The sequence below is a fragment of the Kitasatospora sp. NPDC048194 genome (assembly GCF_043202455.1).
Lineage (GTDB): Bacteria > Actinomycetota > Actinomycetes > Streptomycetales > Streptomycetaceae > Kitasatospora.
In genome coordinates this window covers 144,809-171,388 of the sequence record NZ_JBIDAK010000010.1, presented here as the reverse complement: position 1 = coordinate 171,388, position 26,580 = coordinate 144,809, and the positions used below count along the sequence as shown (strand labels likewise).

Below are 26,580 nucleotides of genomic sequence, written 5' to 3'. Positions count from 1 at the left end.
CGGGTGGGACGGGTGGGGTGAGGGGTACGACGGGGCCCGGGGCGGTGGGATCCGCGCCCGGGCCGTACGGGGGAGTGGTGGCGCCTAGAACCGGATGCCGCCGAGCAGGCTGGCCAGGCTGGCGCCGCCGGCGGTGATGCTCGGCGCGATCGAGGAGCCCGCGATGTAGAAGCCGAGGAGGGCGCAGACGATGGCGTGGGAGACCTTCAGTCCGTCCCTGCGGAAGAACAGGAAGGCGATGGTGCCGAACAGGACGATGCCGGAAATCGAGAGGATCACGTTCTGCTCCTCGGGGAGGGGGACGGGGACAGTGTTACGTAAAGTGCACTTATAGTGACAAAAAGTAATAGATGACGGAACGCGGCAAATGGGTGGATCTGTCGCGCGATTCCGCCGGTGGCATCGGACGGGGGTGTGCGAACCGGCCGGGCGGGGCCGGGCGGCGCGCGGATCCGGTGCGGCGAGGCATTCCCGGCGACCGGACGGGAGGCGTCCGGGTCGCGCGGCAAGTTCGCTCGAACGGCTGCGCGGGGCCGCGCGGCCGGATGCCGTAGCGGCCCGGCCGCCGTCCGGAATCCGGACGCCTGCTGGCCCGGCCGGGCGCCCGGCCGCTACGGTGCGGTACGGACCGTTCGACCGCCGGCGCCGACAGCTCCGACAACTCCAACCGCTCCGCCGGCTCCGAGAAAGGCAGCCCGCCATGACCGATGCCCCCGACGCCGAGGTGATCGCGCTCGCCGGGAAGCTCTTCGACGCAGCCCGGGCCGGTGACACCGCCGTGCTGACCGCCGCCGTCGACGCGGGCGTCTCCGCCGACCTCACCAACGGCAGCGGCGACACCCTGGTCATGCTCGCCGCCTACCACGGCCACGCCGGCACCGTCGAGGCGCTGCTCGGGCGCGGGGCCGACCCCGACCGCGCCAACGACAAGGGCCAGACCCCGCTGGCCGGCGCCGTCTTCAAGGGGGAGGCCGACGTCGTCCGCGCCCTGGTGGCCCACGGCGCCGACCCCCGCGCCGGCGTCCCGTCCGCCCTCGACGCCGCCCGGATGTTCGGCCGGGAGGACATGATCGCCCTGTTCGAAGGCTCCTGAGGCGAGGCCGTAGGCTTTTCGCCCATGGAGACCACCGCCACCCGGGACACCACCGGCACCGTCGAGTTCCGCGTCACCGGCTACGCCCACCCCGACGCCCAGGCCCTGTCGGCGGAGGTGCAGCAGGAGTACGTCCGCCGCTACGGCGACCCGGACGAGACCGTGATGCACCCGGAGGACTTCGAGGCGCCGGCCGGGTTGTTCCTGGTCGCCTACCTCGAGGGCCGGCCGGTCGCCTGCGGCGGCTGGCGGGCCAAGCGGCTCGGCCCCGACGGTCTGCGCGACGGCGACGCCGAGCTGAAGCGGATGTTCGTGATACCCGAGGCCCGCGGCCGCGGCCTGGCCCGCGCGGTGCTGCGCCACCTGGAGCGGACCGCCGTCGAGGCCGGACGCACCCGCTTCATCCTGGAGACCGGCACCAAGCAGCCCGAGGCCATCGCCCTGTACGAGTCCGAGGGCTACGCCGCGATCCGGAAGTTCGGCATCTACAAGGACCACCCGGAGAGCGTCTGCCTCGGCAAGGAACTCGCCGCGGCGGTCTGAGTCGCGGCCGCGCCGGGTAGGCTCCCGTCGGCCCGAAGGGGGACGCGGATGAGCCGTCGAGCGCCGGGAGCCGACCGGCTCCCCGCCCTGGCCGCGCCCGGCGGCGCTGTGGACCGGCTGGTCCGGGACGGCGCGCGTGCCGCCGGCGTGGGAGCCGTCTGGGCCCTCGGCGACGCCGGCGGCACGCTCGGCGGAGCGGCCCACGGCGTGCTCGGGCAGGGCCGGTACGCGCACCTGTCCCCCGGGCTCGACACCCTGTACGACCTGGCCAGCCTCACCAAGATCGTGGCCCTCTGGCCCTGCGCGGGCGTGCTGTGGCAGTCCGGCCGGCTGCCGCTGGACGAACCGATCGGCCGCTGGTGGCGGCCCGCCGCCGGGCACCCGGCGGAAGTGGTGACGGCGCGTCAACTCCTCTCCCACACCGCCGGAATGCTTCCGTACACCCGCTTCGAGCAGCTCTACGGGCGGGCGGCGGCGGCGATCCGGGCCGGGGTGGTCGCCGCTCCGCTGCACCGCGCACCGGGCACCGCCGTCGAGTACACCGACCGCGCCGCCGTACTGCTGACCTACCTCGTCGAGGACCTCGGCGGCGCGCCGCTGGACGAACTCGCCACCCGGTGGGCCTGGCGGCCGCTGGGCATGACCGACACCCGCTACGGGCCGCTCCCCGCCGAGGAGGCAGGCCGCACCGCACCCACCGAGTACGACGAGTCGACCGGCGCCCACCTGTGCGGAGTCGTGCACGACCCCTCGGCCCGGCTGCTCGGCGGCGTCTCCGGCAACGCCGGGGCCTTCTCCACCGCCCGCGACCTCGCCCGCTTCCTCACCGCCCTGCTCGCCCCGCCGCCCCGACTGCCCTGGGGCGACCGGTGGATCGCCGAGTCCCTGCGCGAGCAGACCGGCGGCCTCGCCCCGGCCCGCGGCCTGTCCTGGCTGTGCGCCCCCGGCACCGCACCGGCCGAAGGGACCTTCGTCCACTACGGCTTCACCGGCACCGGCCTCTGGATCTCCCGGCGCCTCGGCCGCTGGGCCCTGCTGCTCACCAACAAGGTGCACCACGACCGGACCACCCAGCCGCTCACCGACCTGCGCAACGCCTTCCGGCAGGCCGTCTTCGGCTAGCCGCGCCGTGCACCCGATCGAGTGGATTAGGTGCGAACCACCCCTGGTAGGAAGGCCATTGCGGCGCGGAGGCCGCGACGTGGGCAGCCGGCGGAGGAGGCGCGATGACGGATACCTGGGCCCTCACGGAGGAGGAGTGGCTCGCCGGGATGGTGCGCGCCTACACCGGGTGCAGTGTGCTGCTCACCGACGAGGACGGCAAGGTCCTGCTGCTGAAGGCCAGTTACCGCGACCAGTGGCAGTTCCCCGGTGGCGGGATGGACCCGGGCGAGGCGCCCGCGCAGTGCGCCGCGCGGGAACTGCTGGAGGAGACGGGCCTGGTGGCGGCCGAACTGCGGCTGCTGGTCGTCGAATGGCGCGAGGCGATCCCGGACCAGGGTGAACACGCCCACCCGGCGGTGCACTTCATGTTCGACGGCGGCACGGTCGAGGCGGGGGCGGTCGTCCGCCTCCAGGCCGAGGAGATCGCCGACCACGGGTACTTCACCCCGGCCCGGGCCGCCGCGCTGCTGCACCCGTGCGCGGCGCGCCGGCTCACCGCGGCCCTGGAGGCCCGGCGGACCGGCGCGGCCGCCCTGTTGCACTCGGCCGGGTACCTGGGGTGACCGGAGGGAGGCCAGGGGATCAGAGCAGGGTGCTCCAGTAGTACCAGAACCGGTTCAGCACCAGCAGCGCGATCACAGCCGCCCACAGCACCGGCAGCGCCCAGTGGTAGCGGGCCGCCTCCCGGACGACGACCCGCATCCTCGGCCCGGCCGGGATCACGCCCGTCCGCAGGTTGTGCAGGGTGGTGTACCAGAACAGCGCCACCACCGTCGCCCACACCACGATGCAGTACGGGCACAGCGCGCCGATCTCGTACAGCGCCTGGTCGACCAGCCAGTGCACGAACACGAGGCCCAGCACCGTCCCGCCCTGGAGGCCCAGCCAGAACCAGCGCCGGTAGGCCGCACCGGCCAGCAGCCCCGCCCCGATCGCCGTCAGCGCGCCGAAGGCGACCAGGCCGAGCAGCGGGTTCGGGAAGCCGAACACCGAGGCCTGCTCGGTGCGCATCACCGAACCGCAGCTGATCACCGGGTTGATGTTGCAGCTGGGGACGTAGGAGGGGTTCTCCAGGAGGCGGAGCTTGTCGAAGGTCAGGACGGCCGACGCGGCGAGGCCGATCAACCCGCCGAGGAACAGCAGGATCGCGTAGGCCCGGCTCGCGCCGATCGGCTCCCGGCGGGCGCCGCCGGGAGCGGGGTGGGACAGGCGGACGGTGGTCGCGGCGGTCATGGCAGCACACTCCGGTGGCTGGCTGAGGAGGGGACCGGCCCGGCCGGGAAGTCGGCCGGGCCGGCGGTGCCGTGCGGTGCGGTGCACTCGATGCGCTGCAGTGCGGTGCAGTGCGCTGCCGTGCAACGCGCTGCGTGCGGCGCCGTGCGGTGTGATGCGGTGCGGTGCCCGATGCGGGTGGTGCGGGCCGGTCCTACTGGAGGCCGGCGGCCTGCTTGACCTGGGCGGTGAACTGCTCCGGCGTCGCCGCGGAGTTGCCGGCGAACAGGTTGACCGGCTTGCCGTCCACCTTGACCGTCGGGGTGCCCGTCACCCCGCTGTTGTTGAACGCGTCGGCGACCTTGGCCGCCCACGGCGCGTAGGTGCGGTCGGTGACGGCCTTCACGAAGGCGTCCGTCTTCAGCCCGGGCACCTGGCCGGCCAGGTCCAGCAGGTGGTTGACGTCGCCGAAGCCGTCCTCGCGCTCGTCGGGCTGGTTGGCGTACAGCACGTCGTGGAACGCCTTGAACTTGTCCACGCCCTCGTTCAGTGCGGCGCCGGCCGCGGCCAACGCCGTGCGCGAGCCCTTGCCGCCGAGGTTCTTGTCCAGGAAGGCCGCCAGGTGGTACTCCACCTTGATCTGCCCGTCCTCGGTCAGCTGCTTGACGCTCTGGCCGTTCGCCGCCTCGAAGTGCTTGCAGACCGGGCAGCGGAAGTCCTCGTACACCTCCATGGTGTGCGGGGCGTCGGCCTTGCCGTAGGTGATCACGGTGCCGTCCGGACCGGTGGCGTTCGCCGGGACGACCAGCGGGGCCGAGGACGAGGCCGCGGAGGCCTTGTCGTCCTTGCCCGAAGCCGAGCTGACCGCGAGCGCGACGCCGCCCGCGAGGGCGAGGACGACGACGGCGGAGACGCTCACCACGATCCGCTGACGGCGCTTGGCCGCCAGCTGCTCACGGCGCTGCGCCTCCTGGATCCGTTCGCGGGCGCTGATGCGCTTGGCCTGCTGCTTGCTCGGGGACTGAGCCATGGGGAAGTCAACTCCTGTACGCGGCGCGCGGGTGCGCGCGGAGGCCGCTCGGGTGCGGCGGGGTCGGTGAACGCGGGAGTCGTGCGCACTGCCTGCGGGCGTGCGGGGCCGGACGGCCCGGAACGCAGGTCACCGCGGGGCGGGCCAGCGTGAGGTCGGGCCACCGTGAGGCGGACCACCGGAAGGCCGGTTGCCGGAAGCGGTCAGCAGGCAGGCGCGAAGGACGGCGGACCGCGCCGGGGTGCCGGGCTCAGCACCACGTCCTCGCGGCGCGGCCGCTCACGGTCCGAAGCCGGCAGCGGTACCCGCAGCACCGGACGCGCCGGGGCGGGGAGCAGCAGGAGGACCAGCGCCCGCAGGGGGCGGGTCAGCGACTGGCGCAGCGCGTGCAGCGCCCGGGCCAGGCCCGACAACGCGGCGTCACCCAGCCGCAGCCAGACGGAGGCGGCCAGCGCGATCGCCAGGTGCACCGCCAGGAGCAGCAGTTGGGTGGCGGCGGGTGCCGACTGCCCGGCATGCCCCAGCGGGCCGCCCAGCAGCGAGCCGTCCACCGAACCGCCGCCGCACACCAGCAGGTTGACCCCGCGGGCGGAGACGTGCTCGGACAGCACCGGCCCACAGCCGGTCTGGCCCAGGTTGAAGGTGGTGTTGAGCAGCAGCTCCACCGGCACCATCACACCGGAGATGTGCAGCAACCGCCGCTCCCCGCCGGCCAGTGCGGCAGAGACCAGGAAGACGACGGCGCTCACCGCGGCCACCAGCGACAGCGGCAGCGGGCGACCGGTGATGACCACCTGACCCAGCGCGGCCATCGGCACGGCGAGCGCGGTGAACACCGCGGCCCGCAGGGCCCTGGTCGCATGGGTGGAGGAGGTCGTCACGTTCGGGAGTATGCCATGGCACTCGCTCCCGGCACGAGGGCGCGTGCCGGTCCGGCGTCGGGTGACGTCCCCTCAGCGGCACGCACGAGGTCGACGGCGGCCCACCGGTACCGCCCGGAGCGCCTCCGGACGCCACCGGTACGGCGGCGAGCGGACCGGGTGGACGGGCGGACGGGCGGACGGTCCGCCCCGGCCCGCTACCGGGTGGTGAGCCCTGCCGAGTGGGCGGCGTCACGGAGCAGGTCGCTGAGCATCGCCGTGGTGAGGCGGCCGGTGTTGGTGTTGCGGGGGCTCACGTGGTAGCAGCCGTAGAGCCGCAGGTCGGGGCCGCCGTCGCGGGCGGGCAGGGTGACCCGGGCGGCGTGGCCGAAGACGGGGCGGGGGCGGGGGACCACCCAGCCGGCGTCGGCGATCACCGGGAGCATGGCCTGCCAGGCGAAGCCGCCGAGCGCGACGACGGTCCGCACGGTGGGGCGCATCATCTCCAGCTCGCGGGTGATCCAGGGGCGGCAGGTGTCGCGCTCGGCGGTGCTGGGCTTGTTGTCGGGCGGGGCGCAGCGGACCGGGTCGGTGATCCGCACCCCGTGCAGTTCCAGGCCGTCGCCGTGTCGGACGGACTCGGGGCGGTTGGCCAGTCCGAGCTGGTAGAGAGCGGCGTAGAGGAGGTCGCCGGAGGGGTCGCCGGTGAAGATCCGGCCGGTGCGGTTGGCGCCGTGGGCGGCGGGGGCGAGGCCGACCAGGACGAGCGGGGCGTCGGGCGGGCCGAAGCCGGGGATCGGGCGGGCCCAGTAGTCCCAGTCCTGGTAGGCGCGGCGCTTGGTGAGGGCGGTCGCCTCGCGCCATTCGACCAGGCGGGGGCAGGCCCGGCAGCCGGTGACCACGCGGTCCAGCGCGGCGAGTCCGGGGGCCCGGGCGGCGGCCTCGGCGGGGTGGCGGGGGTGGTCGGGGTCGTCGGCGGGGGACTGCGACATGCATCGATCCTAGGTGTTCCTCCGCGCTGCCCCGGCAGTCGTCCGGCCGGGCCGGGCAGGCGTAGCGTGGAAGCAGTTGCTCCGGATGCCCCGGCCCGGCCCGCCCGGATCGGTGGCCGGAGCCGCCGGTGTGCGCGGAGGCCGCGAGGAGGCCGCGATGATCGTCGATGCGGTGCTGGGGGCTCTCGGGGGGCTGGTCGGGCTGGGGGCGGTGTGGGCGGCCATGAGCATCCGGGTGGTGCAGCAGTTCCAGCAGGGGGTGGTGTTCCGCTTCGGGCGGGTCCGCAAGGAGATCCGCCAGCCGGGGCTGGTCGCGCTGATGCCGATCGCGGACCGGCTGCGCCGGGTGAACGTGCAGATCGTGACGATGCCGATCCCGGCGCAGGAGGGCATCACCCGGGACAACGTGACCGTCCGGGTGGACGCGGTGGTCTACTACCGGGTGCTGGACCCGGTGAAGGCGACGGTCAACGTGCAGGACTACAACTTCGCGATCTCCCAGGTCGCGCAGACGTCCCTGCGCTCGATCATCGGCAAGAGCGAGCTGGACGACCTGCTGGCCAACCGCGAACCGATCAACCAGGGGCTGGAGTTGATGATCGACAGCCCGGCGCTGGGCTGGGGCATCCAGATCGACCGGGTGGAGATCAAGGACGTCGCCCTGCCGGAGTCGATGAAGCGCTCGATCGCGCGCCAGGCGGAGGCGGAGCGTGAGCGGCGGGCCCGGATCATCACCGCGGACGGCGAGTACCAGGCCTCGTCGCGGTTGTCGGAGGCCGCTTCCGTGATGAGCCAGACCCCGGCGGCGCTGCAACTGCGCCTGCTGCAGACCGTGGTGGAGGTTGCGGCGGAGAAGAACTCGACGCTGGTGCTGCCCTTCCCGGTGGAGCTGCTGCGGTTCCTGGACAGCGCGACGGAGTCCCAGCAGCGCGACCTGCTGGCGGCCGCTTCGGCCGCCGCCGCCGCGAAGTCCGTGGAGCAGGCGGTGGAGAGCGGCGACGTCCCGGCGGCCGGGCCGGACCGGGAGTCGGCCAAGCGGGAACTGCCGCCGCTGGAGGAGGTGTTGTCCCGCTCGCCGCTGGACGACCCGGAGCTGGAGGGCGGTCCCGCGGAGGCGGACCGGCAGGCCGGGGCGGCGGACGCGGAGCCGCGGGCGACTCCGTGACGGTGCCCGGTGGCGGGTGGTGCAGGCCCGGACCACGATGGACGGGGGAGAAGGAGCCAGGTCAGGAGGCGGACCATGACCAGAGCCGGCGACATCATGCACCAGGGCGCGGAGTGCATCCGCGAGCACGAGACGCTCGCCGCCGCAGCCCGGATCATGCGGGAGCGGCATGTGGGCGCCCTGCCCATCTGCGGCGAGAACGACAGACTGCTGGGCATCGTGACCGACCGCGACATCGTGCTGCGCTGCGTCGCGGAGGGGCGCGACCCGGCACAGGTGACGGCGGGCGATCTCGCGCTCGGACGGCCGATGACGGTGGAGGCGGACGAGGACTGCGAGCAGGTGCTGCGGGTGATGGAGCAGTACCAGGTCCGCCGGCTGCCGGTGATCAACCACCCGGAGCACAAGCTGGTCGGCATGATCAGCGAGGCGGACATCGCGCGCGGGATGCCCCAGGCGCGGGTCGCCGAGTTCGTGGCGGCGGTGTGCGCGGAGGAGCCGCCCAAGAAGGAGGCACTGCAGGGCTGACCGGGCGCCGGACCGGGAGGAGGCCGCCGCGCACGCGGGGCCGACCTCCCGGTCGCGCGTCGTGGCGCGCGTCGTCGAGGCTCGCGGGGCGCGGCGGCCCGCGCCCGGCGTCAGGCGTCGGCGCGCAGCGCGCGGGCGATCAGCTCCGCCAGGTGCAGGGCCCGTCGGCCGTCGGCGAGTTGGGCGATCTGGGTGCGGCAGCTGAAGCCGTCGGCCAGCACCACCGTTTCCGGTGCGGCGGCCCGGACCTCGGGCAGCAGGACGCGCTCGGCGATCGCCTCGGAGACCTCGAAGTGCCCGTCCTCGAAGCCGAAGTTCCCCGCCAGTCCGCAGCAGCCGGAGTTCAGCACCCGGTTGTGCAGGCCGAGGCGGGCCTCGACCCGGCGGTCCGCGGCGCTGCCGAGTACCGCGTGCTGGTGGCAGTGGGTCTGGGTGACGGCGTCCAGCGGGATGCGGGGCAGTGGCGCGTCCGGGGCGAACTCGTCGACGAACTCGGCGAAGGTGCGGGTGCGGGCGGCGAGCGGGCGGCCGTCCGCGCCGAGCAGCCGGGGGAGGTCCTCGCGCAGGGTGGCGGTGCAGCTGGGGTCGAGGCCCACCACGGGGGTGTCGGCCGGCAGCCCGGAGGCCGCCAGCGTCCGCAGGCTGCGGCGCAACACCCGGCGGGCGGTGCCGAGTTGGCCGGTGGAGTACCAGGTGAGGCCGCAGCACACCGGCCCGGCCGGAAGCCGGACGTCGAAGCCCAGGTGCTCCAGCACCTCGACCGCCGAGCGCAGCACGTTCGGCTGGAGGTGGTCGGAGAAGGTGTCCGGCCACAACACCACCGGCCGGGCGCCGGCCGCAGGCGGCTGCTGGGCCCGGTGCCGCCGGTACCAGCGGGTGAAGGTCTCGGGCGGGAAGACCGGCAGCACCCGGCGCCGGTCGATCCCGCCGAGCCGCTTGAGCAGGGTGCCGGCCGGTGAGCGGACCAGCGAGTTCGCGGCCGCCGGCGCGCGTGAGACCGCCCGCAGCCACAACGGCAGCCAGCCCATCGAGTAGTGCGCGAGCGGGCGTGGCCGGTGCCGGTAGTGCTGGTACAGGAACTCGGCCTTGTAGGTGGCCATGTCGACGTGGACCGGGCAGTCGCTCGCGCAGCCCTTGCAGCTCAGGCAGAGGTCCAGGGCCTCCCGCACCTCCTCCGAGCGCCAGCCGTCCGGGATCGGTCCCCGGGCCCGTTGGGCGTCGGGTACCGCCATGCCGCGCAGCATCTCGGCGAGCAGCCGGGCCCGGCCCCGGGTGGAGTGCCGTTCCTCGCCGGTGGCCATGTAGCTGGGGCACATCACCCCGGTGGTCGGGTCCACGCACTTGGCGACGCCCACGCAGCGGTGGACCGCCTTGGCGAGGCTGCCGCCGTCCTGCTCGTACGGCAGGGCCAGCGGCAGCGGTCGGCCCGCGGTGGCGGGGACGAAGCGCAGGTCGGCGTCGAGCGGGCGCGGGTCGACCAGCGCGCCCGGGTTGAGCAGGATCTCCGGGTCCCAGATCCGCTTGAACTCGCCGAACAGGTCGATCACGTCCGGCGGGTACATGCGCGGCAGCAACTCCGCCCGGGCCTGGCCGTCGCCGTGCTCGCCGGACAGCGAACCGCCGTAGGAGACCGCCAAGTCGGCCGCCTGCTCGAGGAACTCGCGGAAGACCAGCACCCCCTGGGGCTCGTCCAGCGGGAAGTCGATCCGCAGGTGCACGCAGCCGTCGCCGAAGTGCCCGTACGGGACGCCGCGCAGGCCGTGCCGCCGCAGCAGGGCGCGCAGGTCCCGCAGGTAGTCGCCGAGCCGCTCGGGCGGGACGGCGGAGTCCTCCCAGCCGGGCCACGCCTCGCCGCCTCCCGGCAGCCGGGTGACGATCCCGGCGCCCGCCTCCCGGACGGCCCACAGCTGCCGCTGCTCCACCGGGTCGGTGACCAGCGCGACGGTGGCGGTGGGCTCGCGGCGCACCTGGTCGGCGAGCCGGCGGGCGGCCTGGTAGGCCTCCAGGGCCGTCGCGCCGCCGGTCTCCAGGAACAGCCAGCACGCCCCGGCGGGCAGCCGGTCCAGCGCGGGCGGGCGCGGGCCCGCGGCGAGCAGCGCGGCGATCAGGTCGGCGGCCATGCCCTCGGCGGTCAGCGGGCCGAGCGGTAGCAGCGCCGGGACGGCGTCGGCGGCGGCGCCCTCGTCGGGGTAGCCGGCCACCACCAGGGCGCGCGCGGGCGGGGCCTCGACGAGCCGGACGGTGGCGCCGAGCAGCAGCGCGCAGGTGCCCTCGGTACCGGTCAGCGCCCGGGCCAGGTCGTGGCCGTGCTCGGGCAGCAGGGCGTCCAGCGGGTAGCCGGAGGTGCGGCGCGGCAGTTGCGGCATGCCCTGCCGGATGGTGCCGAGGTTGCGGTCGGTGAACTCCTGGAGGTCGCGGTGGAGGCGGCCCGTGCGGCCGGGCAGGGCGCGCAGCGCCGCCCGCTCCCGCGCGTCGAGCCGGCCGCCGACGGTCAGCTCGGTGCCGTCGGCGAGCAGCAGTTCCAGGCTTTCCACGTTGTCGGCGGTGCGGCCCCAGGCGAGCGAGTGGGAGCCGCAGGAGTCGTTGCCGATCATGCCGCCGATCGTGCAGCGGCTGTGGGTGGACGGGTCGGGGCCGAAGCGCAGCCCGTACGCCCCGGCGGCGCGCTGGAGGTCGTCCAGGACGGTGCCGGGCTGGACGCGCGCGGTGCGGGCCTGCGGGTCGATCTCCAGGACGGAGCCCAGGTGGCGGCGGAAGTCCAGCACCACCGCGCCGGGGCCGATCGCCTGCCCGCCGATGCTGGTCCCCGCCCCGCGCGGCACCACGGGCACCCGGTGCTCGCGGCACAGCGCCAGCGCGGTGCGCACGTCGTCCAGGTCTGCGGGTTTCACGACGCCGAGCGGCACCTGCCGGTAGTTGGAGGCGTCGTGGCCGTAGACGGTCCGCTCGGCGGCCCCGAAGCGGACCTCCCCGCGCAGCACGGCGCTCAGCTCGCGGGCCAGTTCGGCACCGGGACGGGCGGACGGACGGCTCACCAGGGACCTCCCGGGCGGTGGGGCGGCAGACGGCTCCGCCGATGATCGCAGCCGCGGCGCCGCCCGGGTACCGGACGCGGCGGGGGTACCGCCGATGGAGTGCCGGGTGACGGCCTCCGTCCGACGCGGTCGCCGACTCGCCGCGGTCGCCGACTCGCCGTCCGCGGTCGGCCGGCGTCTCGCGCGGGGGGCTATTTCCGGCCGGTGAGGCTGCCGCGTGCGATGTGCGAGAGCTTGGCGACCTCGAAGGCCGGATAGGCGCCGCCGGCCAGCAGGGAGAACTTGATCCCCTCGCGTCCGCCCGGCTTGCGGTGGCCCGGCGGCTGGAAGCGGCGGTGGTGCTCGGCGGCCCGGTGGAAGAACTGCGGCCGCTCGGCCCGGGCGACGCAGCCGGCGAGGTCGAAGACGAACAGGTAGTGCCGGATCATCCGGATGAACAGCGCGTCGCGCACCGCGTACAGGTGCGGCTGGTCCTCCAGCAGCGCGAAGCTGCGCTCGTACTGCTCGAACAGGTCGAACACGCTGCTGCCCGGGCCGCCGGAGGGGTGGACGGTCTCCCGGCGGCGGAGCTGGACGCACTCGCGCGGCAGCACGGCGGCCTTGCGGGCGGCGAGCAGCGCGGCGTGGACGACCGGGATCTCCTCGTACCTGCCGTCCGGGAAGGCGAGCCCGAGCTCCTCCCAGTGGCCGCGGCGGATCAGCCGGTCCCAGATCAGCGGCGGCGCGCCGAACAGCGCGGGCCGGTCGAAGGGGGCGAACACCTCGGGCCCGGCCTCGGCGAGCAGCGCCTCGGCCCCGCCTGGCCAGTCGCGGTCGTTGTGGCGCCGGGAGTGGCCGAACAGCAGCACGTCCACCGGGCCGGTCTGCTTCAGCCGGTCGGCGAGCGTCTGGAGGGCGTCCCGGGGCAGCAGGTGGTCGGCGTCCAGGAACAGCAGGTACTCGCCGGTGGCCCGCGCCGCGCCCGCGTTCCGGCTCACTCCGACCCCGACCGCGGCGTTCAGGTGCAGCGCGGACACCCGCGGGTGCTTCGCCGCGTACGCGTCGGCGAGCCCGCCCGGGGTCTCGGGGGAGCGGTCCGCGACCACGATGACCTCGACGTCCGCCAGGGTCTGGGCGAGCAGCGAGTCCAGGCAGTCGGCGAGCTGTCCGTGTCGGTCGTAGGCGGAGAGCACGACGCTGATCAGGGGTGAGGGCATGACGCCGGAGCGTAAGAGGGCGCGCGAACCGTGGCAAAGCCCTGACGGCCTGTAATTCCGAGCAATTGGCCGCAAATCGTACGACCGTACGCCAGATCTTCACGCCGCCTTCCGGACGCGTCCACGCCAGGACGGGACGCGGCACGGCCTCGGGCGCGGGACGGCCCGGGACGCCGTACGGCCCGGGACACCGCATGGCCCGGGACGCCGCATGGCCCGGGACGCCGCATGGCCCGGGACGCGGCGCGGCCCGCGACGCGGAGTGCGCGTCGCGGGCCGGGGCCGAGCGGGGGTCGGCTCAGTACCAGTGGTGGGCCTGCCAGAACGACCAGGCACCGCAGGGGCTGCCGTAGCGGCTGTTCATGTAGTTCAGGCCCCACTTGATCTGGGTGGCCGGGTTGGTGCGCCAGTCGGCGCCGGCCGAGGCCATCTTGGAGCCGGGCAGGGCCTGGACCAGGCCGTAGGCGCCGGAGGAGGCGTTGACGGCCTGGGGGTTCCAGCTGCTCTCGTGGAACACGATGTTGCTGAAGCACTGGAGCTGGCCGGCCGGCACGATCTGCGCGGCGATCTGCTGCGGGGTGCCGGAGAAGCTGTTCAGGTCCTGGCGCTGCTGCGAGCGGGAGGCGGCGGCGTCGGCCTGGGCCTTGGCGTCCGCCTGGGCCTTCGCCTCGGCCTCGGCCTTGGCCTTGGCGTCCGCCTTGGCCTGGGCGTCGGCCTGGGCCTGCGCCTGGGCGGCGGCGTCCGCCTCGGCCTTGGCCCGGGCGTCCTGGGCCTGCTGGGCAGCTGCAGCGGTGTCTGCCTGGGCCTGGTCGGCGACCGGCTTGCCGTCCACGCTGACGGCGGCCACGGGGGCGGCCGCTTCGGCGGAGTTCCCGGCCTGCGGGATGGCGAGGGCGGCCGTGGCGGCGCCGGCGACCACGATGGTCGCGACGCCGGTGATCAGGGAGTTGCGGCGGGCATGGCTGAGCTGCATGAAGCGGACAATCCTTTTCCGTCGGGGGCCGTGCGGTGCGGTGGCACCGGTGCGGGGCATCGCGTGGGCTCCGGGTGAGCGGGGCCCGCGCGGCCGTCCGGAACGGCCGTGGCGCCCCGGCGGTGACGGCGGGGCGGGCGGGCTGCGCGGCGGACTGGGCCGGGTCGGCGCTGCCTGGCGACGGACCATTCTTGGCAGGGCCGAGGACGGGTGGCAAAGGAGCTCGCTACTACAGCGCATAGTAGCTGCGGCGGGTCTTCGGCCGGGTTCGGCGGGGTGATAGGTGGGGATTGTCCGGATTGTCCACGTCGGGCTCGCGGGTGGGCGCCGACCGGGGATCGCGAGGGCCGGGTGGCCGGTGGCCTGGCTTCTTCAGGCCGGACGCGGCAGCGGCGCCCGCGGCCCGGGCACGGCCGGCCCGGCCTGGCGGTGCGGCCGCCGGGGCCCTCCACTATCCACGGTCGTAGACGCGAAAACCCCTGTGGGCGGGCTCACAGGCCCGCCGTGCCGATCTCGACGCAGCGTGACGGAGCGGTGGCGGCTCGGCGCCCGGGCAGCGGGTCGCGAGGGCTGCGGCGGAGGGCTTGCGAGGGCCTGTGCCGGCCCGCGAGGGCCCGGGCGGCGGGTGCGAGGGCCTGTGTCGGCCCGCGAGGGCCCGGGCGGCGGGTGCGAGGGCTGCGGCGGCGGATTACGAGGCTGCGGCGCCGGCCCGCGAGGGCCGGGGCGGCTGCGGTGCCGTCGGGGCGGTGGCCCGTGTGGAACGGCACCGGGCCCGGGAGCCTCCGCAACGGCTCCCGGGCCCGGCGTCTCCGGCGCGGTGGGGACGGGTCAGGAGTCCGCCGCCACCGCGGCCCGCCGCCGTCGGCCCACCACGGCCGAGGCGCCGAGCACGATCGCGGCCGCGACCAGCGACAGGTACATCTGCTTGCGGCCGTCGGCGTCGGTGAACATGTAGGCCACCACGAACCCGATCATGCCGATGGCGACCCAGGTGAGGTACGGGTACAGCCACATCCGGACGGTGTGCCGCTCGGGCATCTCGCGCTCGATGATCTTGCGCATCCGCAGCTGGGTGGCGCAGATCACCAGCCAGACGAAGAGCGCGACCGCGCCGGAGGAGTTGAGCAGGAAGGCGAACACCGTGTCCGGCGAGGTGTAGTTGAAGAAGACGGCGACGAAGCCGAACACCACCGAGGCGAGGATGGCCGTGCGCGGCACGCCGCGGTCGGTCACCTTCGCGAAGGCCTTGGGCGCGTCGCCGCGCTGGCCGAGCGAGAAGGCCATCCGGGAGGCCGTGTACATCCCGGAGTTGAGGCAGGAGAGCACGGCGGTCAGCACGATGACGTCCATCACCTGGCCGGCGCCCGGGATGCCGATGTGGTCGAGCACCGCCACGTACGGGCTGCTCTTGACGGCCGTGGAGTCCCAGGGCAGCAGGGTGACCACGAGCAGGATCGAGCCCAGGTAGAAGATCCCGATGCGCCAGATCACGCTGTTGGTGGCCTTGCTGACCGCCTTCTCCGGGTCCTCCGACTCGCCGGCGGCCAGGGTGACGATCTCGCTGCCCATGAAGGCGAAGACGACGGTGAGCATGCCGGTGAACACCGCGCCCACCCCGTGCGGCAGGAAGCCGCCGTGGCCGGTCAGGTTGCTGGCGCCCACCGCGTGGGTGCCGGGCAGCAGGCCGAACGCGGCGAGCGTGCCGATCACCAGGAACGCGGCGATCGCGACGACCTTGATCCCGGCGAACCAGAACTCGAACTCGCCGTAGGAGGAGACCGAGAACAGGTTGGTGGCGGTCAGCACCGCCATCACGATCAGTGCCCAGCCCCACTGCGGCACGCCGGGCACCCAGTTGTTGAGGATCTTGGCGCCGGCGGTCGCCTCGACGGCGAGCACGACGACCCAGAAGAACCAGTACAGCCAGCCGATGGTGAAGCCGGCCCAGCGGCCCAGCGCGCGGTCCGCGTACGCCGAGAAGGAGCCGCTCTGCGGGTCGGCCGCCGCCATCTCGCCGAGCATCCGCATCACCAGCACGACCAGCGCGCCGGCCAGTGCGTAGGAGAGCAGGATGCCCGGACCGGTCGAGGCGATGCCCGCGCCGGAGCCGACGAACAGACCGGCGCCGATCACGCCGCCGATCGCGATCATCGACAGGTGGCGGTTCTTGAGCCCGGCCTTCAGGTGGCCGTCGCCGCCGTGTCCTATCGGGCCCTGGGGGTGGGGGGCCGAGTCGGCCGTGGCCGGCTTGGTGGTGTTCGCACTCATTCAGGGGTGCCCTGTGCCTTTCCAGCGCGGCGACCCTCGGCTCGTCGCGCAGAGGGTGGGGGGACAGACCCGCGCAATGCGGTGAAACGTAACTTCTACGCCCGGGTATCGGAACAATTCTTTGATAACTGTTCGCTTACCGAACCCAAAAGGCCAGGTCACGGCCGGTGAACTGGGTGCAGGGGAAGCTCAGATCTGACGCAATGTCACCGCTCGGGAGGCCGGATCTCGCGCAGGTCGAGCACGACGACCGCCGGTTGGCCCCGTGGTTGACCGGCGAGACGGGCGGCCAGGATGCGCGGGATGTCGCTCTCCTGCGAGTACCCGGGCGTCACGGTGACCACGTCCTCGCGCACCCGGTCGTCCCCGGGTGCGGTGTACGTCACCCGGTACGTCGTGCGTTCGGGCGGCGGGGTGGGGCTGGTCCGGCGCGTGGCGGTCATCCGCATCCACCTCCTGGCCCCATTGTGAGCGCGGTGTGGCCGATCTGCGCAAACCCGGGCAGAGTGGGACTCTCGGGGCAATCCCGACGCCGCCCGGCCGTTCCAGGAGCGACCCCATGCAGACCACCTGGAAGGGGACGATCAGCTTCGGGCTGGTCAGCATCCCCGTCCACCTCTACTCCGCGACCCAGGAGCACGACGTCCCGCTGCACCAGGTGCACGCCAAGGACGGCGCACGGGTGCGGATGAAGCGGTACTGCGAACGGGAGGAGAAGGAGGTCCCGTACGCCGAGATCGCCAAGGGCTACGAGTCGCCCGACGGCCGCACCGTCACGCTCAGCGACGCGGACCTCGCCGACCTGCCGCTGCCCAGCAAGAAGGTCATCGACGTCCTGGCCTTCGTGGACGAGGGCGAGATCGACCCGCTGATGTTCTCCAAGGCCTACTACGTGGGCGTCGCCGACAAGGCGGCCGCCAAGCCGTACGCCCTGCTGCGCGACGCGCTGGTGGAGTCCGGGCAGATCGCGGTCACCAAGATCGCGCTGCGCACCCGGGAGTCGCCGGCCGTGCTGCGGGTGCACGACGGGACGCTGGTGCTGCAGACCTGCATCTGGCCCGACGAGGTCCGCCCGGCCACCGGGATCGCGCCCGAGGAGAACGTCACCGTCCGGCCGCAGGAGCTCAAGATGGCGCGGTCGCTGATGGACACCCTCTCCGAGGACTTCGACCTGTCCCAGCTGCACGACGACTACCAGCAGGCGCTCCAGCAGGTGATCACCGCGCGGCTGGAGGGCGTCGAGGTCCCGCACGAGGAGGAGCCCGGCGCGGCGCCGGACAACGTGATCGACCTGATGGAGGCGCTGCGCAGCAGCCTCCGGCAGGCCAAGGGCGGCCGGGCGCCGGCGGAGGAGGAACCGGCGTCCGAGGAAGGCCGGGCGTCCGAGGAGGCCCCGGCGCGGAAACCGGCGCCCCGCAAGCGCGCCGCGGCGAAGAAGACCGCCGAGGCGGCCGAGCGGACCGGCGCGGCGAAGAAGACCACCACCCGCAAGGCCGCGGCATCGGCCAAGTCCGCGAATTCCGTGCGGTCCACGAAGTCCACCAAGTCCGCGGAGCCGCCCAAGTCCGGCAGGGCCGCGAAGTCGGCGGTACCGCGCAAGGTCTCCTGACCCCTCCCGGGGGCCAGGCTCTCCCTCCCCTCCCGCACTGGAGGCGATCCTGATGGACCTGCTCACCTACAAGGAACTCGACACCGGCCCCGACGCGCCGCAGAACCCGAGCTGGGGGCACCGGGCGTGGCACTGGCTGCTCAGCCTCAGTCCGACCGTGGTGACCTTCATGATCGCGCTCTCGATCGGCCTGTGCATGGTCGCGGTCCAGGTGGACCTGCTGGCGCTCCTGGTGCTGATGGCGATCTTCTGGGCCCTGACGTTCATCGCGATGGTCGGCGTCGTGGCCCGCTGGGTGACGCCCGGCCGGGGCAGGCACCGGATGGCCTCCTCCTGACCCGGCCGTACGGTGCGCCCCGGGAGCCGGGGCGCACCGGTGTCCGGGTGGGGCTCAGCCGATCCACACGGTGGTGACGTTGCAGAACTCCCGGATGCCGTGCCCGGACAGCTCCCGGCCGAAGCCCGAGCGCTTCACGCCGCCGAAGGGCAGCGCCGGGTGCGAGGCGGTCATGCCGTTGAAGAACACCCCGCCGGCCTGGATGTCGCGCACGAAGCGCTCCTGCTCCGCCGGATCGGTCGTCCAGACGTTGGAGCTGAGGCCGAACGGGGTGTCGTTGGCGACGGCCACCGCCTCGTCCAGGTCGGCGACCCGGTACACGGTGGCGACCGGGCCGAAGGTCTCCTCCTGGTGGATCCGCATCGCCGGGGTGATGCCGGTCAGCACGGTCGGTTCGTAGAAGTAGCCGGTGTCCCAGCCCATCGGGCGGCCGCCGCCGCACTCGACCCGGGCGCCGTGGGTGCGGGCGTCCTCGACCAGTTCCTCCAGGTCGTCGCGGCCCTGGCGGCTGGCCAGCGGGCCCACGTCGGTGTCCTCGTCCATCGGGTCGCCGACCCGCAGCGAGCGCATCGCCTCGGTGAAGGCCGAGGTGAAGCGGTCGTAGACGTCGGCGTGCACGATGAAGCGCTTGGCGGCGATGCAGGACTGGCCGTTGTTCTGCACCCGGGCCTTGACGGCGGTGGCCACCGCCGCGTCCAGGTCGGCGCTCGGCATCACCACGTACGGGTCGCTGCCGCCGAGCTCCAGCACCGCCTTCTTCACCTCGTCCGCCGCGGTGGCGGCGACCGACCGTCCGGCCGGCTCGCTGCCGGTGAGGGTGACGGCCGCGACCCGGCGGTCCCGGATCACGTCCTCGACGGCGCCCGAGCCGATCAGCAGCGTCTGGAAGCAGCCCTCGGGGAATCCGGCCCGCCGGAACAGCTCCTCCAGCGCGAGCGCGGTGCGCGGCACGTTGGAGGCGTGCTTGAGCAGCCCGACGTTGCCCGCCATCAGGGCCGGCGCGGCGAAGCGGATGACCTGCCAGAACGGGAAGTTCCACGGCATCACCGCGAGGACCGGCCCCATAGGGCGGTAGCGGACGTACGCGCGGGCGGCTCCGGAGTCGGTCACGTCGGCCGGGTCGGGGTGCTCGTCGGCGAGCAGCGCCTCGGCGTTGTCGGCGTACCAGCGCATCGCCTTGGCGCACTTGGCGGCCTCGGCCCGGGCGGCGGTGAGCGGTTTGCCCATCTCCTCCGTCATCGTCCGGGCGACGGCCTCCTGGTCCTGGTCCAGCAGGTCGGCCGCCCGGCGCAGCAGCGCGGCGCGGTCGGCGAAGGAGGTGTCGCGGTAGCGCTGGAAGGCGGCCTCGGCGAGGGCCAGTCGGCGTTCGATCCCGGCGGCGTCCAGCGGTTCGAAGGTCTGGAGGGTCTCGCCGGTCGCGGGGTTGACGCTGGCGATGGGCATGCGGGGCTCCCTGGGTGGTCCGGGTCCGGTGCGTCTGTGCTCACACCCTCCCCGACTGCCCCGCCCCGGGCACGCCTACGCGCCCGGCGTGTCCCGCCGGGCGCGGTCGCGCGGCCTCACTCGGGCAGCGACTCCACCCGGGCCGCCGCCTCCCGGGCCCTGGCCCCGGCCCTGGTCCGCCCGGCGGTGACCTGCCGGTCGGGGAAGCGGTGCAGGTACTCGGCCTCCAGCTGGCCGGTGCGCAGGGTGTGGCGCTTCAGCGCCTCCTCGGAGCCGTACAGGAACGTCTCGTGGCGCGTGCGGTGCAGCTGTTCCAGCTCGTGCAGCAGGGTGTCGTTGCCCAGGGCGTGCGGGGAGACGCCCTCGGGCCGGATGTGCGGGTCGTCGGCGTGCCGCATCTCGTACCTCCTCGGCGGAAGCCCTCTTCTACCGGTTGCCCGCTGTCGGCGCCGGTACACCCCCGTGATCCGCGGGCGGCTCGGCCTCCAGCTGGCCGGTGCGATGGACGGGAGAAATTGCACAAGCGAAATCGTACAAAGTCTGTCGTACAAGAGCTCTTGTTGGTACTGTCCCGGGCATGGACGACAGGACCGACGAACCGCACGGCACCCGGAGGATCTCCGACTCCCGGGTGCTCGCCGCCCTCACCCACCCGCTGCGCCGCCGTCTGCTCGACCTGCTGAAGGTCGACGGCCCCGGCACCGTGGGCCGGCTCGCCGATCGCACCGGGCAGGCGGTCGGCAACGTCAGCCACCACCTCAAGGTGCTCGCCGAGAGCGGGCTGATCGAGGAGGCGCCCGAACTCGCCCGGGACCGGCGCGAGCGGTGGTGGCGGCTGGCCGACCGTGAACTCAGCTGGACCAGGGCCGACTTCGACGGCGATCCGGTCGCCGAGGCGGTCGCGGACGCGGCCGGGTCGATCCTGCTGGAACGCCAGGTCGAGCTGGTCCGCGAGTGGCACGCCCGGCGCGGCGGCTACGGGCCGGACTGGCAGGACGGCTGTTCGGTGGCCACCCAGTCCTGGCTGCGGCTCACCCCGGAGGAGGCCAGGGACCTGGCCGCGGACCTGCACGCGGTGATCCGGAAGTGGGCGGACCGGCCGGTGCCCGAGGACGGACGCGAGCGCGAGACCGTCCTCGCCTTCGCCCACAGCGTCCCGGCGCGGCCATGACCGCCACCCTCGCCGCGCCGCCCGGCGGCCCTGGACTGCGCTCGCGCTGGGGCCTGTTCGCCCACCGCGACTTCCGACTGCTGTGGGCGGGCCAGACCGTCAGCCGGCTCGGCAGCAGCGTCACGACCGTCGCGCTGCCCCTGGTCGCGGTGCTCACCCTGGACGCCGGTCCGCTCGCGACCGGCCTGCTGACCAGCGCCGTCTGGCTGCCGTGGGTACTGTTCGGCCTGCCCGCCGGCGTGTGGGTCGGCCGGGCACCCCGGCGGGCCGTGATGACCGTCTGCAACCTCGGCTCCGGCCGCGCTGTTCGCGAGCGTGCCGGTGGCGGGCTGGTTCGGCGTGCTCACCCTGGCCCAGCTGCTGGCCGTGGCCTTCCTCGGCGGGGTGGCGGCGGTGTTCTTCGACGCGGCCGACCAGGCGTACCTGCCCGAGCTGGTGGCACCCGAGGACCTGATCGAGGGCAACGCCAAGCTGGCGGGCAGCAACTCGGCGGCCGAGGTCGCCGGGCGCGGGCTGGCCGGCCTCGTCGTGCAACTCCTGGGCGCGACAACGGGGTTGCTCATCGACGCGGTGAGCTTCCTGATCGCGGCCGGCACGTTGCTGCGGATCCGCGCCCGGCCGGAGCCGGTGGTCCGCGAGCGGGCCGCGATGCTCGGTCAGGTCCGCGAGGGGCTGGCCTTCCTGCTGCGCGACCCGTACCTGCGCGCCTTCCTGTGCTTCGGCGCGGCCGCCAACTTCGCGCTCATGGGATACCAGGCGGTGCTGGTGCCGTTCCTGGTCCGGGAGGCCGGGATCGCCCCGGGCTGGGTCGGCGTCCTCGCCTCCGCCGCCGCGGTCGGCGGCGTGCTCGGGGCGCTGGCGGCCCGCCCCCTGTGCCGCCGGCTGGGGACGGCGTGCGGGCTGCGGATCGTGCTGCTCACCGCGCTGCCGCTCGGACTGCTGATGCCGCTGGCCGGGCCGGGCCTGCGGACGGCGCTGTACCTGGTCTGCTCGCTCGCCGTCGTGGCGGCGGTGGTGCTGTGCAACGTCGTGCTCGGCAGCTTCCGGCAGTCCTACGCCCCGCCCGAACTGCTCACCCGGGTGGCAACCGGCTCGATGTTCGTCCTGCACGCCACCATCCCGCTCGCTGCGCTCGTCGGCGGCGCACTGGGGGCGACGATCGGTCTGCGGGCGACGATGTGGGTGATGACCGGCCTGCTCGTACCGGCCGGCGCGCTCCCCCTGTTCTCGCCGCTGAGGACGCTCCGGGACCTGCCGACGGAGCCTCCCCGGAGCGCCAAGATCGTAGGATGAATCCCTCCCGTTCCTTCAGGGTCGCCCCTCTACCTCCGGACAGATCGCCGATGCCGCTTCCCAAGGCCGAACTCCACCTCCACATCGAAGGCACCCTCGAGCCCGAACTCGCCTTCGCCCTCGCCGAGCGCAACGCCGTGAAGCTCCCCTACGCCGACAGCGAGGAACTGCGGCAGGCGTACTCCTTCAGCGACCTGCAGTCCTTCCTGGACCTGTACTACGCACTGATGGCGGTGCTGCGCACCGAGCAGGACTTCGCCGACCTCGCCGACGCCTACCTGGCCCGCGCGGCCGAGCAGGGCGTGCGGCACGCCGAGATCTTCTTCGACCCGCAGGCCCACACCGCGCGCGGGGTACCGCTCGGCGTGGTGGTGGACGGGCTGACGGACGCGCTCTCGCGCAGCGAGCAGCGGTACGGCATCAGTACCCGGCTGATCATGTGCTTCCTGCGCGACGAGTCCGCCGAGTCCGCGCTGGAGACCTTCGAGGCCGCCCGCCCGTACTTCGACCGGATCTCGGGCATCGGCCTGGACTCCGCGGAGGTCGGCAACCCGCCGGCGAAGTTCCGCGAGGTCTACCGCCGCGCCGCCGAGGTCGGTCTGCGGCGCGTGGCCCACGCGGGCGAGGAGGGCCCGGCCTCGTACATCACCGAGGCGCTGGACGTCCTGGGCGTGGAGCGGATCGACCACGGCCTGCGCTGCCTGGAGGACGGCGAACTCGTCGCCCGCCTGGTCCGCGAGCAGGTCCCGCTCACCGTCTGCCCGCTCTCCAACGTCCGCCTGCGCTGCGTCGACACCCTCGCGGACCACCCGCTGCGCGAGATGCTCGACGCCGGACTGCTGGTCACCGTCAACTCCGACGACCCGGCCTACTTCGGCGGTTACGTGGACGACAACTTCCGCGCCGTCCACCAGGCCCTCGCCCTCGACCAGGAGACGCTCCGCCGCCTGGCGGCCAACTCCTTCCGGGCCTCCTTCATCGACGAGCGCCGCCGGGCCGAACTCCTCGCCGAGGTCGAACGGTTCACCTTCGCCCCGGCCGCGGACTGACGGACGCCCGGCCCGGTCGCGGCGGGCCCCCCGCCGCGACCGCCCTCGCTAGTCCAGCGGCGAGGGGCCGCTCCGGGCGTACTCGAGCAGGGTCACGCCGTTGGTGAAGCGCCGGGTGTCGGTCAGGGTGACCGGGAGGGGGCGGTCGGTCGGGCTGAAGAGGTGCCTGCCGCGGCCGAGGACGACGGGGTGGACGAGCAGGTGGTAGCCGTCGACCAGGTCCTGGGCCAGGAAGGACGCGACCAGCTCGGCGCCGCTGAGGGCGAGGTCGCCGCCGGGGCCGGCGGTGAGCGCGGCGATCGACGCGGGGGTGACCTCGCGGACGACGGTGGTGTTCCAGTCGGCGTGGTCGAGGGTGCGGGAGAACACGGTCTTCGGCATGGTGCGCCAGAGGGCGGCGAACTCCGCGACCGGCCGGGAGGTGCCCGGGTCCTGGTCGGCGCTGGGCCAGTAGTCGGCCATCAGTTCGTGGGTGCGCCGGCCGGAGACGAAACCGCTCATCCGGGCGAGCCTGCGGTTGACGTAGCTGTGCACCTCGTCGTCGACGAAGTGCCAGCTGATGTCGTGCTCCGGGCCCTCGAAGTAGCCGTCCAGGGACATGGACATGAAGAGGACGATCCTGCGTCGCATCGGCGACCTCACCGGGGAGGGGGCCGCCGCCCCCGTACCGGCGGGGGCGGCGGCCGGGATCAGATCAGGGTGCTCCAGTAGTACCAGAACCGGTTGAGGACCAGCAGCGCGATCACCGCGTACCACAGCGCCGGGACCACCCAGTGGTAGCGCGCGGCCTCCCGCACCACCACCCGGGCCCGCGGGCCCACGGGGATCACGCCGCTGCGCAGGTTGTGCAGGGTGGTGTACCAGAACAGCGGGATCACCGCCGCCCACACCACCATGCAGTACGGGCAGAGCGCGCCGATCCGGTACAGCGCCTGGTACATCAGCCAGGTGACGAAGCCGATCCCGAAGACCGTCCCCGCCTGCAGCCCGAGCCAGAACCAGCGCCGGTACGACGCCCCGGCGAGCAGCCCGGCGCCCACCGCCACGACCACCCCGAACGCGACCAGGCCGATCAGCGAGTTGGGGAAGCCGAAGGCCTCGGCCTGGTCGCTGCGCATGATCGAGCCGCAGCTGATGATCGGATTGATGTTGCAGTTGGGGACGTACGACGGATCCCGCAGCAGCCGGATCTTGTCCAGGGTGAGGACCGCCGAGGCGAACAGCCCCACGGCGCCGGCGATCACCAGCAGCCAGGCGAACGGCCGGCTCGCGCCGCCGGTCCGCCCGGCCGCGACGGCGGCCGTCACCCGGTCACCTGCTTGACCATCGCGGTGAACTGGTCGGGCGAGACGGCCTTGCCGTTGGTGAGCACGTCCAGCTTCCGGCCGTCCAGCTCGACGGTCGGGGTGCCCGTCACCCCGCTCTTGTCGAACGCGTCGGCGACCTTGGCCGCCCACGGCGCGTAGGTGCCGTCCTGGACGGCCTTGACGAAGGCGTCCGTCTTCAGCCCGCGCACCTGGCCGGCCAGGTCCAGCAGGTGGTTGACGTCGCCGAAGGCGTCGCTGCGCTCGTCCGGCTGGTTGGCGTACAGCACGTCGTGGAACTGCTTGAACTTGTCCACGCCCTCGTTGAGCGCGGCGCCGGCCGCGGCCAGCGCGGTGCGCGAGCCCTTCCCGCCGAGGTTGTCGTCCAGGAACGTTGCCAGGTGGTACTCGATCTTGTAGGTGCCGTCGTCGGCCAGCTGCTGCACGGCCTTGCCGGTGGTGGTCTCCAACTGCTCGCAGAACGGGCAGCGGAAGTCCTCGTAGATCTCCAGGGTGTGCGGGGCGTCGGCCTTGCCGTAGGTGACCACGGTGCCGTCGGCCCCGCTCGCGTGGGCCGGGACGACCAGCGGGCCGCGCGCGGCGGCGTCCGAGGAGGAGTTGGAGGAGCCGCCGACGGCGAAGGCCACGCCCGCGGCCAGGGCGAGCACCGCGGCGGAGGCGGCGCCGACCACCACGCGGCGGCGGATCCGGCCGGAGCGCTCGGCCTGGGCGCGGGCGCTGCGCATGCGCTCGGTGGCGGTGTTCCCGGGATCGGTGTTCCGGGCGGTCTGCCGGCGGCCGGTCTGCGGGCCGGTCCTGCGGGTGTTGCTCATGGGGTGTCGTCCTGTGCTCTCTGCATGCGGAAGGCGGGCGCGACCGGGGTCGGGGTCGGCGCGCGGGGGCAGCGGCGGCGGCAGGCTGAGCGAGGAGGCTCAGGCGGCCGGGACGAACACCGGCGGACCGCGCCGGACGGCCGGGCGGACGACCACGTCCTGGGCCGGAACCAGCGCCCGGCTGGCCCGGGGGAACGGCACCCGCGCCACCGGACGGGCCGGGACGGGCGCGGAGAGCAGCCGCAGCCAGCGGGCGGCGGCCGGGAGGTGGCGGTGCAGGAACTCGCCCAGCATCCGGACGGCACGGGCCAGACCGGCCAGTGCGGCGTCCGCACGGCGCAGCCAGAAGGCGCCGGCCAGCGCGATCACCGTGTGCAGCAGCAGGAGCAGCAGGACGCCGGTCTGCTGGGAGACCCCGTGGCCGAGCAGGAACCCGCCGAGCGAGCCGCCGCCGCACAGCAGCGGCTGGAAGCCGTGGGCCGCGTCGGGCGGCAGGGACGGACAGGTGCTCTGCGCGACGTCGAACAGCGCGCTGACACCCAGCTCCAGCGGCACGAACACCGCCGCGATCGCCGGGTAGCCGCGCTCGCGGCCGGCCGCCGCGAAGGCGACGGCGAAGACCGCGACGGCCGCCAGGCCCATCGTGGCGGCCGGCAGCGCACGGCCGGTGACCACGACCTGGCCGAGCCCGGCCAGCAGAACGACCAGCGCGGCGAGAACCGCCGCGCGGAGCGTCCTGGTGACCGGGCCGATGTCCATGGCATCCGAGTCTGCCACAGGCGGAGTGCGGGACGACCGGCCGGACGGCGGGCTGTGAAGAGCCTCACCACCCGTGCTGAGCTGGGCTTATGTGCTTCTTACGGCCCGTCGTGCGGGTCGCCCCCGGCGGCGCTCACCCGGGCCTCCACCAGCTGCCGGAAGTGCTCCAGGTCCTCGCGCACGGCCCGTTCGATCGCCCCGGCCTGGGCGAAGCCGCGCGGCCCGCCGAACTCGCGGTGCACCGCGTCCGGGTCGTACTCCACCCGGATCTGCAGCCGGGTGTGCCGGGCGTCGAGCGGCAGCAGGGCGAAGGCGCCGCGCAGGTGGGCGGAGTCCAGCGTCCGCCAGGCCATCACCCGGCCGCGGCCGCGATCGGTGATCTCGGTGTCGATCGAACGCTCGGTGCCGCCGACCCGCACCCCGAGGTGCGCCAGGTTCCGGCCGTGCGGATGGGCGCTGCGGACACCCTCGACGAACTGCGGGTACTCGTGCACCCGGTGCAACTGCTCCCAGGCGGCGAGGGCGGGGGCGTCGATGTCGATCTGTTCCTCAAGGGTGCTCATGCGCCACCCCGCCGAGCCCGCCGCTCGCCTCGCGGGGCGCACACCCCGCGGTGAACCACTCGCTGCGCTCGCTCATGTCAGCGCCTCCTCGCGTCCCAGCCTGCTCTTCGGGCCGGGCGGAGGCAAAGGAGAACCGGAGGCAGAGGAGAACCGGGGGAGA

The 26,580-nt window shown here is 73.9% G+C and carries 28 protein-coding genes; 11 read left to right on the top strand and 17 right to left on the bottom strand.

The features are described from left to right. Nucleotides 1-84: 84 nt before the first annotated feature. A complete protein-coding gene (locus tag ACGF07_RS15365) occupies nt 85-279 on the bottom strand; it encodes a hypothetical protein (RefSeq protein WP_189917198.1) in 195 nt (64 codons plus the stop codon). 421 nt (nt 280-700) lie between these two features. Between ACGF07_RS15365 and ACGF07_RS15360 the strand changes: the two genes are divergently transcribed. The 4 genes from ACGF07_RS15360 (at nt 701) to ACGF07_RS15345 (ending at nt 3,363) form a co-directional block, all read left to right on the top strand. Next, the gene (locus ACGF07_RS15360; RefSeq protein WP_392898879.1) at nt 701-1,093 is read left to right on the top strand and encodes an ankyrin repeat domain-containing protein; all 393 of its coding nucleotides are present in this window, start codon (nt 701-703) and stop codon (nt 1,091-1,093) included. Between the two features lie 24 nt (nt 1,094-1,117). After that, on the top strand, nt 1,118-1,636 hold the full coding sequence (locus ACGF07_RS15355) for a GNAT family N-acetyltransferase (RefSeq protein WP_350738299.1): 519 nt from the start codon (nt 1,118-1,120) through the stop codon (nt 1,634-1,636). A gap of 48 nt (nt 1,637-1,684) precedes the next feature. Beyond that, nucleotides 1,685-2,758 carry a serine hydrolase domain-containing protein gene (locus ACGF07_RS15350; RefSeq protein ID WP_392898876.1) on the top strand — a complete coding sequence of 358 codons (1,074 nt, stop codon included), beginning with the start codon at nt 1,685-1,687 and terminating at the stop codon, nt 2,756-2,758. Nucleotides 2,759-2,862: 104 nt separating this feature from the next. Next, complete coding sequence (locus ACGF07_RS15345) at nt 2,863-3,363, top strand: NUDIX hydrolase (RefSeq protein ID WP_350738293.1); 501 nt, start codon at nt 2,863-2,865, stop codon at nt 3,361-3,363. A 19-nt stretch (nt 3,364-3,382) separates the two neighbouring features. On the opposite strand, the gene ACGF07_RS15340 is transcribed toward ACGF07_RS15345, so the two are convergent. The 4 genes from ACGF07_RS15340 to ACGF07_RS15325 form a co-directional block, all read right to left on the bottom strand. Beyond that, entirely contained in the window at nt 3,383-4,033 is a 651-nt protein-coding gene (locus ACGF07_RS15340) for a vitamin K epoxide reductase family protein (RefSeq protein ID WP_392898873.1), read from the bottom strand. Between the two features lie 193 nt (nt 4,034-4,226). Beyond that, nucleotides 4,227-5,042, bottom strand: coding sequence for a DsbA family protein (locus ACGF07_RS15335; RefSeq protein ID WP_392898870.1), 816 nt, complete (start codon nt 5,040-5,042; stop codon nt 4,227-4,229). A gap of 203 nt (nt 5,043-5,245) precedes the next feature. After that, nucleotides 5,246-5,923, bottom strand: a complete 678-nt coding sequence (locus ACGF07_RS15330; protein ID WP_392898867.1) for a hypothetical protein — start codon at nt 5,921-5,923, stop codon at nt 5,246-5,248. Between the two features lie 197 nt (nt 5,924-6,120). After that, complete coding sequence (locus ACGF07_RS15325; RefSeq protein WP_392898864.1) at nt 6,121-6,894, bottom strand: uracil-DNA glycosylase; 774 nt, start codon at nt 6,892-6,894, stop codon at nt 6,121-6,123. Nucleotides 6,895-7,051: 157 nt separating this feature from the next. On the opposite strand from ACGF07_RS15325, the gene ACGF07_RS15320 reads away from it, so the two are divergent. Both ACGF07_RS15320 and ACGF07_RS15315 read left to right on the top strand, forming a co-directional pair. Beyond that, nucleotides 7,052-8,059 carry a slipin family protein gene (locus ACGF07_RS15320; RefSeq protein ID WP_350738279.1) on the top strand — a complete coding sequence of 336 codons (1,008 nt, stop codon included), beginning with the start codon at nt 7,052-7,054 and terminating at the stop codon, nt 8,057-8,059. 75 nt (nt 8,060-8,134) lie between these two features. Further along, nucleotides 8,135-8,587 carry a CBS domain-containing protein gene (locus tag ACGF07_RS15315; RefSeq protein ID WP_350738276.1) on the top strand — a complete coding sequence of 151 codons (453 nt, stop codon included), beginning with the start codon at nt 8,135-8,137 and terminating at the stop codon, nt 8,585-8,587. 110 nt (nt 8,588-8,697) lie between these two features. Here ACGF07_RS15315 and ACGF07_RS15310 read toward each other — a convergent pair whose 3' ends face one another. From ACGF07_RS15310 to ACGF07_RS15290, 5 genes are all read right to left on the bottom strand, one after another. Next, a complete protein-coding gene (locus ACGF07_RS15310; protein WP_392898860.1) occupies nt 8,698-11,622 on the bottom strand; it encodes an FAD-binding and (Fe-S)-binding domain-containing protein in 2,925 nt (974 codons plus the stop codon). 191 nt (nt 11,623-11,813) lie between these two features. Further along, nucleotides 11,814-12,818: a glycosyltransferase family 2 protein gene (locus tag ACGF07_RS15305; RefSeq protein ID WP_392898859.1), complete on the bottom strand. Its 1,005-nt coding sequence runs from the start codon at nt 12,816-12,818 to the stop codon at nt 11,814-11,816. A 298-nt stretch (nt 12,819-13,116) separates the two neighbouring features. Further along, nucleotides 13,117-13,791: a transglycosylase SLT domain-containing protein gene (locus ACGF07_RS15300; protein ID WP_392898856.1), complete on the bottom strand. Its 675-nt coding sequence runs from the start codon at nt 13,789-13,791 to the stop codon at nt 13,117-13,119. An 828-nt stretch (nt 13,792-14,619) separates the two neighbouring features. Beyond that, nucleotides 14,620-16,059, bottom strand: coding sequence for an amino acid permease (locus ACGF07_RS15295; protein ID WP_392898853.1), 1,440 nt, complete (start codon nt 16,057-16,059; stop codon nt 14,620-14,622). Nucleotides 16,060-16,265: 206 nt separating this feature from the next. Further along, nucleotides 16,266-16,502: a hypothetical protein gene (locus tag ACGF07_RS15290; RefSeq protein WP_392898850.1), complete on the bottom strand. Its 237-nt coding sequence runs from the start codon at nt 16,500-16,502 to the stop codon at nt 16,266-16,268. Nucleotides 16,503-16,618: 116 nt separating this feature from the next. Here ACGF07_RS15290 and ACGF07_RS15285 point away from each other — a divergent pair, with 116 nt between their 5' ends. Together ACGF07_RS15285 and ACGF07_RS15280 are read left to right on the top strand one after the other, a co-directional pair. Further along, nucleotides 16,619-17,668: a Ku protein gene (locus ACGF07_RS15285; protein WP_392898848.1), complete on the top strand. Its 1,050-nt coding sequence runs from the start codon at nt 16,619-16,621 to the stop codon at nt 17,666-17,668. A gap of 52 nt (nt 17,669-17,720) precedes the next feature. Next, complete coding sequence (locus ACGF07_RS15280; RefSeq protein WP_350738258.1) at nt 17,721-18,005, top strand: hypothetical protein; 285 nt, start codon at nt 17,721-17,723, stop codon at nt 18,003-18,005. A gap of 54 nt (nt 18,006-18,059) precedes the next feature. On the opposite strand, the gene ACGF07_RS15275 is transcribed toward ACGF07_RS15280, so the two are convergent. After that, entirely contained in the window at nt 18,060-19,448 is a 1,389-nt protein-coding gene (locus tag ACGF07_RS15275; RefSeq protein ID WP_350738255.1) for an NADP-dependent succinic semialdehyde dehydrogenase, read from the bottom strand. A gap of 116 nt (nt 19,449-19,564) precedes the next feature. Beyond that, complete coding sequence (locus ACGF07_RS15270) at nt 19,565-19,846, bottom strand: DUF6158 family protein (protein ID WP_350738253.1); 282 nt, start codon at nt 19,844-19,846, stop codon at nt 19,565-19,567. Nucleotides 19,847-20,025: 179 nt separating this feature from the next. Between ACGF07_RS15270 and ACGF07_RS15265 the strand changes: the two genes are divergently transcribed. The 3 genes from ACGF07_RS15265 (at nt 20,026) to ACGF07_RS15255 (ending at nt 22,961) form a co-directional block, all read left to right on the top strand. Beyond that, complete coding sequence (locus tag ACGF07_RS15265; protein WP_392898846.1) at nt 20,026-20,619, top strand: ArsR/SmtB family transcription factor; 594 nt, start codon at nt 20,026-20,028, stop codon at nt 20,617-20,619. Nucleotides 20,620-20,940: 321 nt separating this feature from the next. Continuing rightward, a complete protein-coding gene (locus ACGF07_RS15260; RefSeq protein ID WP_392898844.1) occupies nt 20,941-21,912 on the top strand; it encodes an MFS transporter in 972 nt (323 codons plus the stop codon). A 50-nt stretch (nt 21,913-21,962) separates the two neighbouring features. Next, nucleotides 21,963-22,961 carry an adenosine deaminase gene (locus tag ACGF07_RS15255; RefSeq protein WP_392898842.1) on the top strand — a complete coding sequence of 333 codons (999 nt, stop codon included), beginning with the start codon at nt 21,963-21,965 and terminating at the stop codon, nt 22,959-22,961. 48 nt (nt 22,962-23,009) lie between these two features. On the opposite strand, the gene ACGF07_RS15250 is transcribed toward ACGF07_RS15255, so the two are convergent. From ACGF07_RS15250 to ACGF07_RS15230, 5 genes are all read right to left on the bottom strand, one after another. Further along, nucleotides 23,010-23,567 carry a dihydrofolate reductase family protein gene (locus ACGF07_RS15250; protein WP_392898839.1) on the bottom strand — a complete coding sequence of 186 codons (558 nt, stop codon included), beginning with the start codon at nt 23,565-23,567 and terminating at the stop codon, nt 23,010-23,012. A gap of 83 nt (nt 23,568-23,650) precedes the next feature. Continuing rightward, nucleotides 23,651-24,268: a vitamin K epoxide reductase family protein gene (locus ACGF07_RS15245; RefSeq protein WP_392898836.1), complete on the bottom strand. Its 618-nt coding sequence runs from the start codon at nt 24,266-24,268 to the stop codon at nt 23,651-23,653. Then, complete coding sequence (locus ACGF07_RS15240) at nt 24,265-25,098, bottom strand: DsbA family protein (protein WP_392898833.1); 834 nt, start codon at nt 25,096-25,098, stop codon at nt 24,265-24,267. The genes ACGF07_RS15245 and ACGF07_RS15240 overlap by 4 nt, the downstream gene beginning before the upstream one ends. A 99-nt stretch (nt 25,099-25,197) precedes the next feature. Next, a complete protein-coding gene (locus ACGF07_RS15235) occupies nt 25,198-25,857 on the bottom strand; it encodes a hypothetical protein (protein ID WP_392898831.1) in 660 nt (219 codons plus the stop codon). Between the two features lie 98 nt (nt 25,858-25,955). Next, nucleotides 25,956-26,420 (bottom strand): SRPBCC family protein, encoded by a 465-nt coding sequence (locus tag ACGF07_RS15230; RefSeq protein WP_350738231.1) that lies wholly within the window; start codon nt 26,418-26,420, stop codon nt 25,956-25,958. Nucleotides 26,421-26,580 lie beyond the last annotated feature (160 nt).

Excerpts from the sequence above, each read along its gene's own strand:
- ACGF07_RS15360 (WP_392898879.1), top strand. The coding sequence starts at position 701 with ATGACCGATGCCCCCGACGCCGAGGTGATCGCGCTCGCCGGGAAGCTC.
- ACGF07_RS15355 (WP_350738299.1), top strand. The coding sequence starts at position 1,118 with ATGGAGACCACCGCCACCCGGGACACCACCGGCACCGTCGAGTTCCGC.
- ACGF07_RS15350 (WP_392898876.1), top strand. The coding sequence starts at position 1,685 with ATGAGCCGTCGAGCGCCGGGAGCCGACCGGCTCCCCGCCCTGGCCGCG.
- ACGF07_RS15345 (WP_350738293.1), top strand. The coding sequence starts at position 2,863 with ATGACGGATACCTGGGCCCTCACGGAGGAGGAGTGGCTCGCCGGGATG.
- ACGF07_RS15340 (WP_392898873.1), bottom strand. The coding sequence starts at position 4,033 with ATGACCGCCGCGACCACCGTCCGCCTGTCCCACCCCGCTCCCGGCGGC.
- ACGF07_RS15335 (WP_392898870.1), bottom strand. The coding sequence starts at position 5,042 with ATGGCTCAGTCCCCGAGCAAGCAGCAGGCCAAGCGCATCAGCGCCCGC.
- ACGF07_RS15325 (WP_392898864.1), bottom strand. The coding sequence starts at position 6,894 with ATGTCGCAGTCCCCCGCCGACGACCCCGACCACCCCCGCCACCCCGCC.
- ACGF07_RS15320 (WP_350738279.1), top strand. The coding sequence starts at position 7,052 with ATGATCGTCGATGCGGTGCTGGGGGCTCTCGGGGGGCTGGTCGGGCTG.
- ACGF07_RS15315 (WP_350738276.1), top strand. The coding sequence starts at position 8,135 with ATGACCAGAGCCGGCGACATCATGCACCAGGGCGCGGAGTGCATCCGC.
- ACGF07_RS15305 (WP_392898859.1), bottom strand. The coding sequence starts at position 12,818 with ATGCCCTCACCCCTGATCAGCGTCGTGCTCTCCGCCTACGACCGACAC.
- ACGF07_RS15300 (WP_392898856.1), bottom strand. The coding sequence starts at position 13,791 with ATGCAGCTCAGCCATGCCCGCCGCAACTCCCTGATCACCGGCGTCGCG.
- ACGF07_RS15295 (WP_392898853.1), bottom strand. The coding sequence starts at position 16,059 with ATGAGTGCGAACACCACCAAGCCGGCCACGGCCGACTCGGCCCCCCAC.
- ACGF07_RS15290 (WP_392898850.1), bottom strand. The coding sequence starts at position 16,502 with ATGACCGCCACGCGCCGGACCAGCCCCACCCCGCCGCCCGAACGCACG.
- ACGF07_RS15285 (WP_392898848.1), top strand. The coding sequence starts at position 16,619 with ATGCAGACCACCTGGAAGGGGACGATCAGCTTCGGGCTGGTCAGCATC.
- ACGF07_RS15280 (WP_350738258.1), top strand. The coding sequence starts at position 17,721 with ATGGACCTGCTCACCTACAAGGAACTCGACACCGGCCCCGACGCGCCG.
- ACGF07_RS15275 (WP_350738255.1), bottom strand. The coding sequence starts at position 19,448 with ATGCCCATCGCCAGCGTCAACCCCGCGACCGGCGAGACCCTCCAGACC.
- ACGF07_RS15270 (WP_350738253.1), bottom strand. The coding sequence starts at position 19,846 with ATGCGGCACGCCGACGACCCGCACATCCGGCCCGAGGGCGTCTCCCCG.
- ACGF07_RS15265 (WP_392898846.1), top strand. The coding sequence starts at position 20,026 with ATGGACGACAGGACCGACGAACCGCACGGCACCCGGAGGATCTCCGAC.
- ACGF07_RS15255 (WP_392898842.1), top strand. The coding sequence starts at position 21,963 with ATGCCGCTTCCCAAGGCCGAACTCCACCTCCACATCGAAGGCACCCTC.
- ACGF07_RS15250 (WP_392898839.1), bottom strand. The coding sequence starts at position 23,567 with ATGTCCATGTCCCTGGACGGCTACTTCGAGGGCCCGGAGCACGACATC.
- ACGF07_RS15240 (WP_392898833.1), bottom strand. The coding sequence starts at position 25,098 with ATGAGCAACACCCGCAGGACCGGCCCGCAGACCGGCCGCCGGCAGACC.
- ACGF07_RS15235 (WP_392898831.1), bottom strand. The coding sequence starts at position 25,857 with ATGGACATCGGCCCGGTCACCAGGACGCTCCGCGCGGCGGTTCTCGCC.
- ACGF07_RS15230 (WP_350738231.1), bottom strand. The coding sequence starts at position 26,420 with ATGAGCACCCTTGAGGAACAGATCGACATCGACGCCCCCGCCCTCGCC.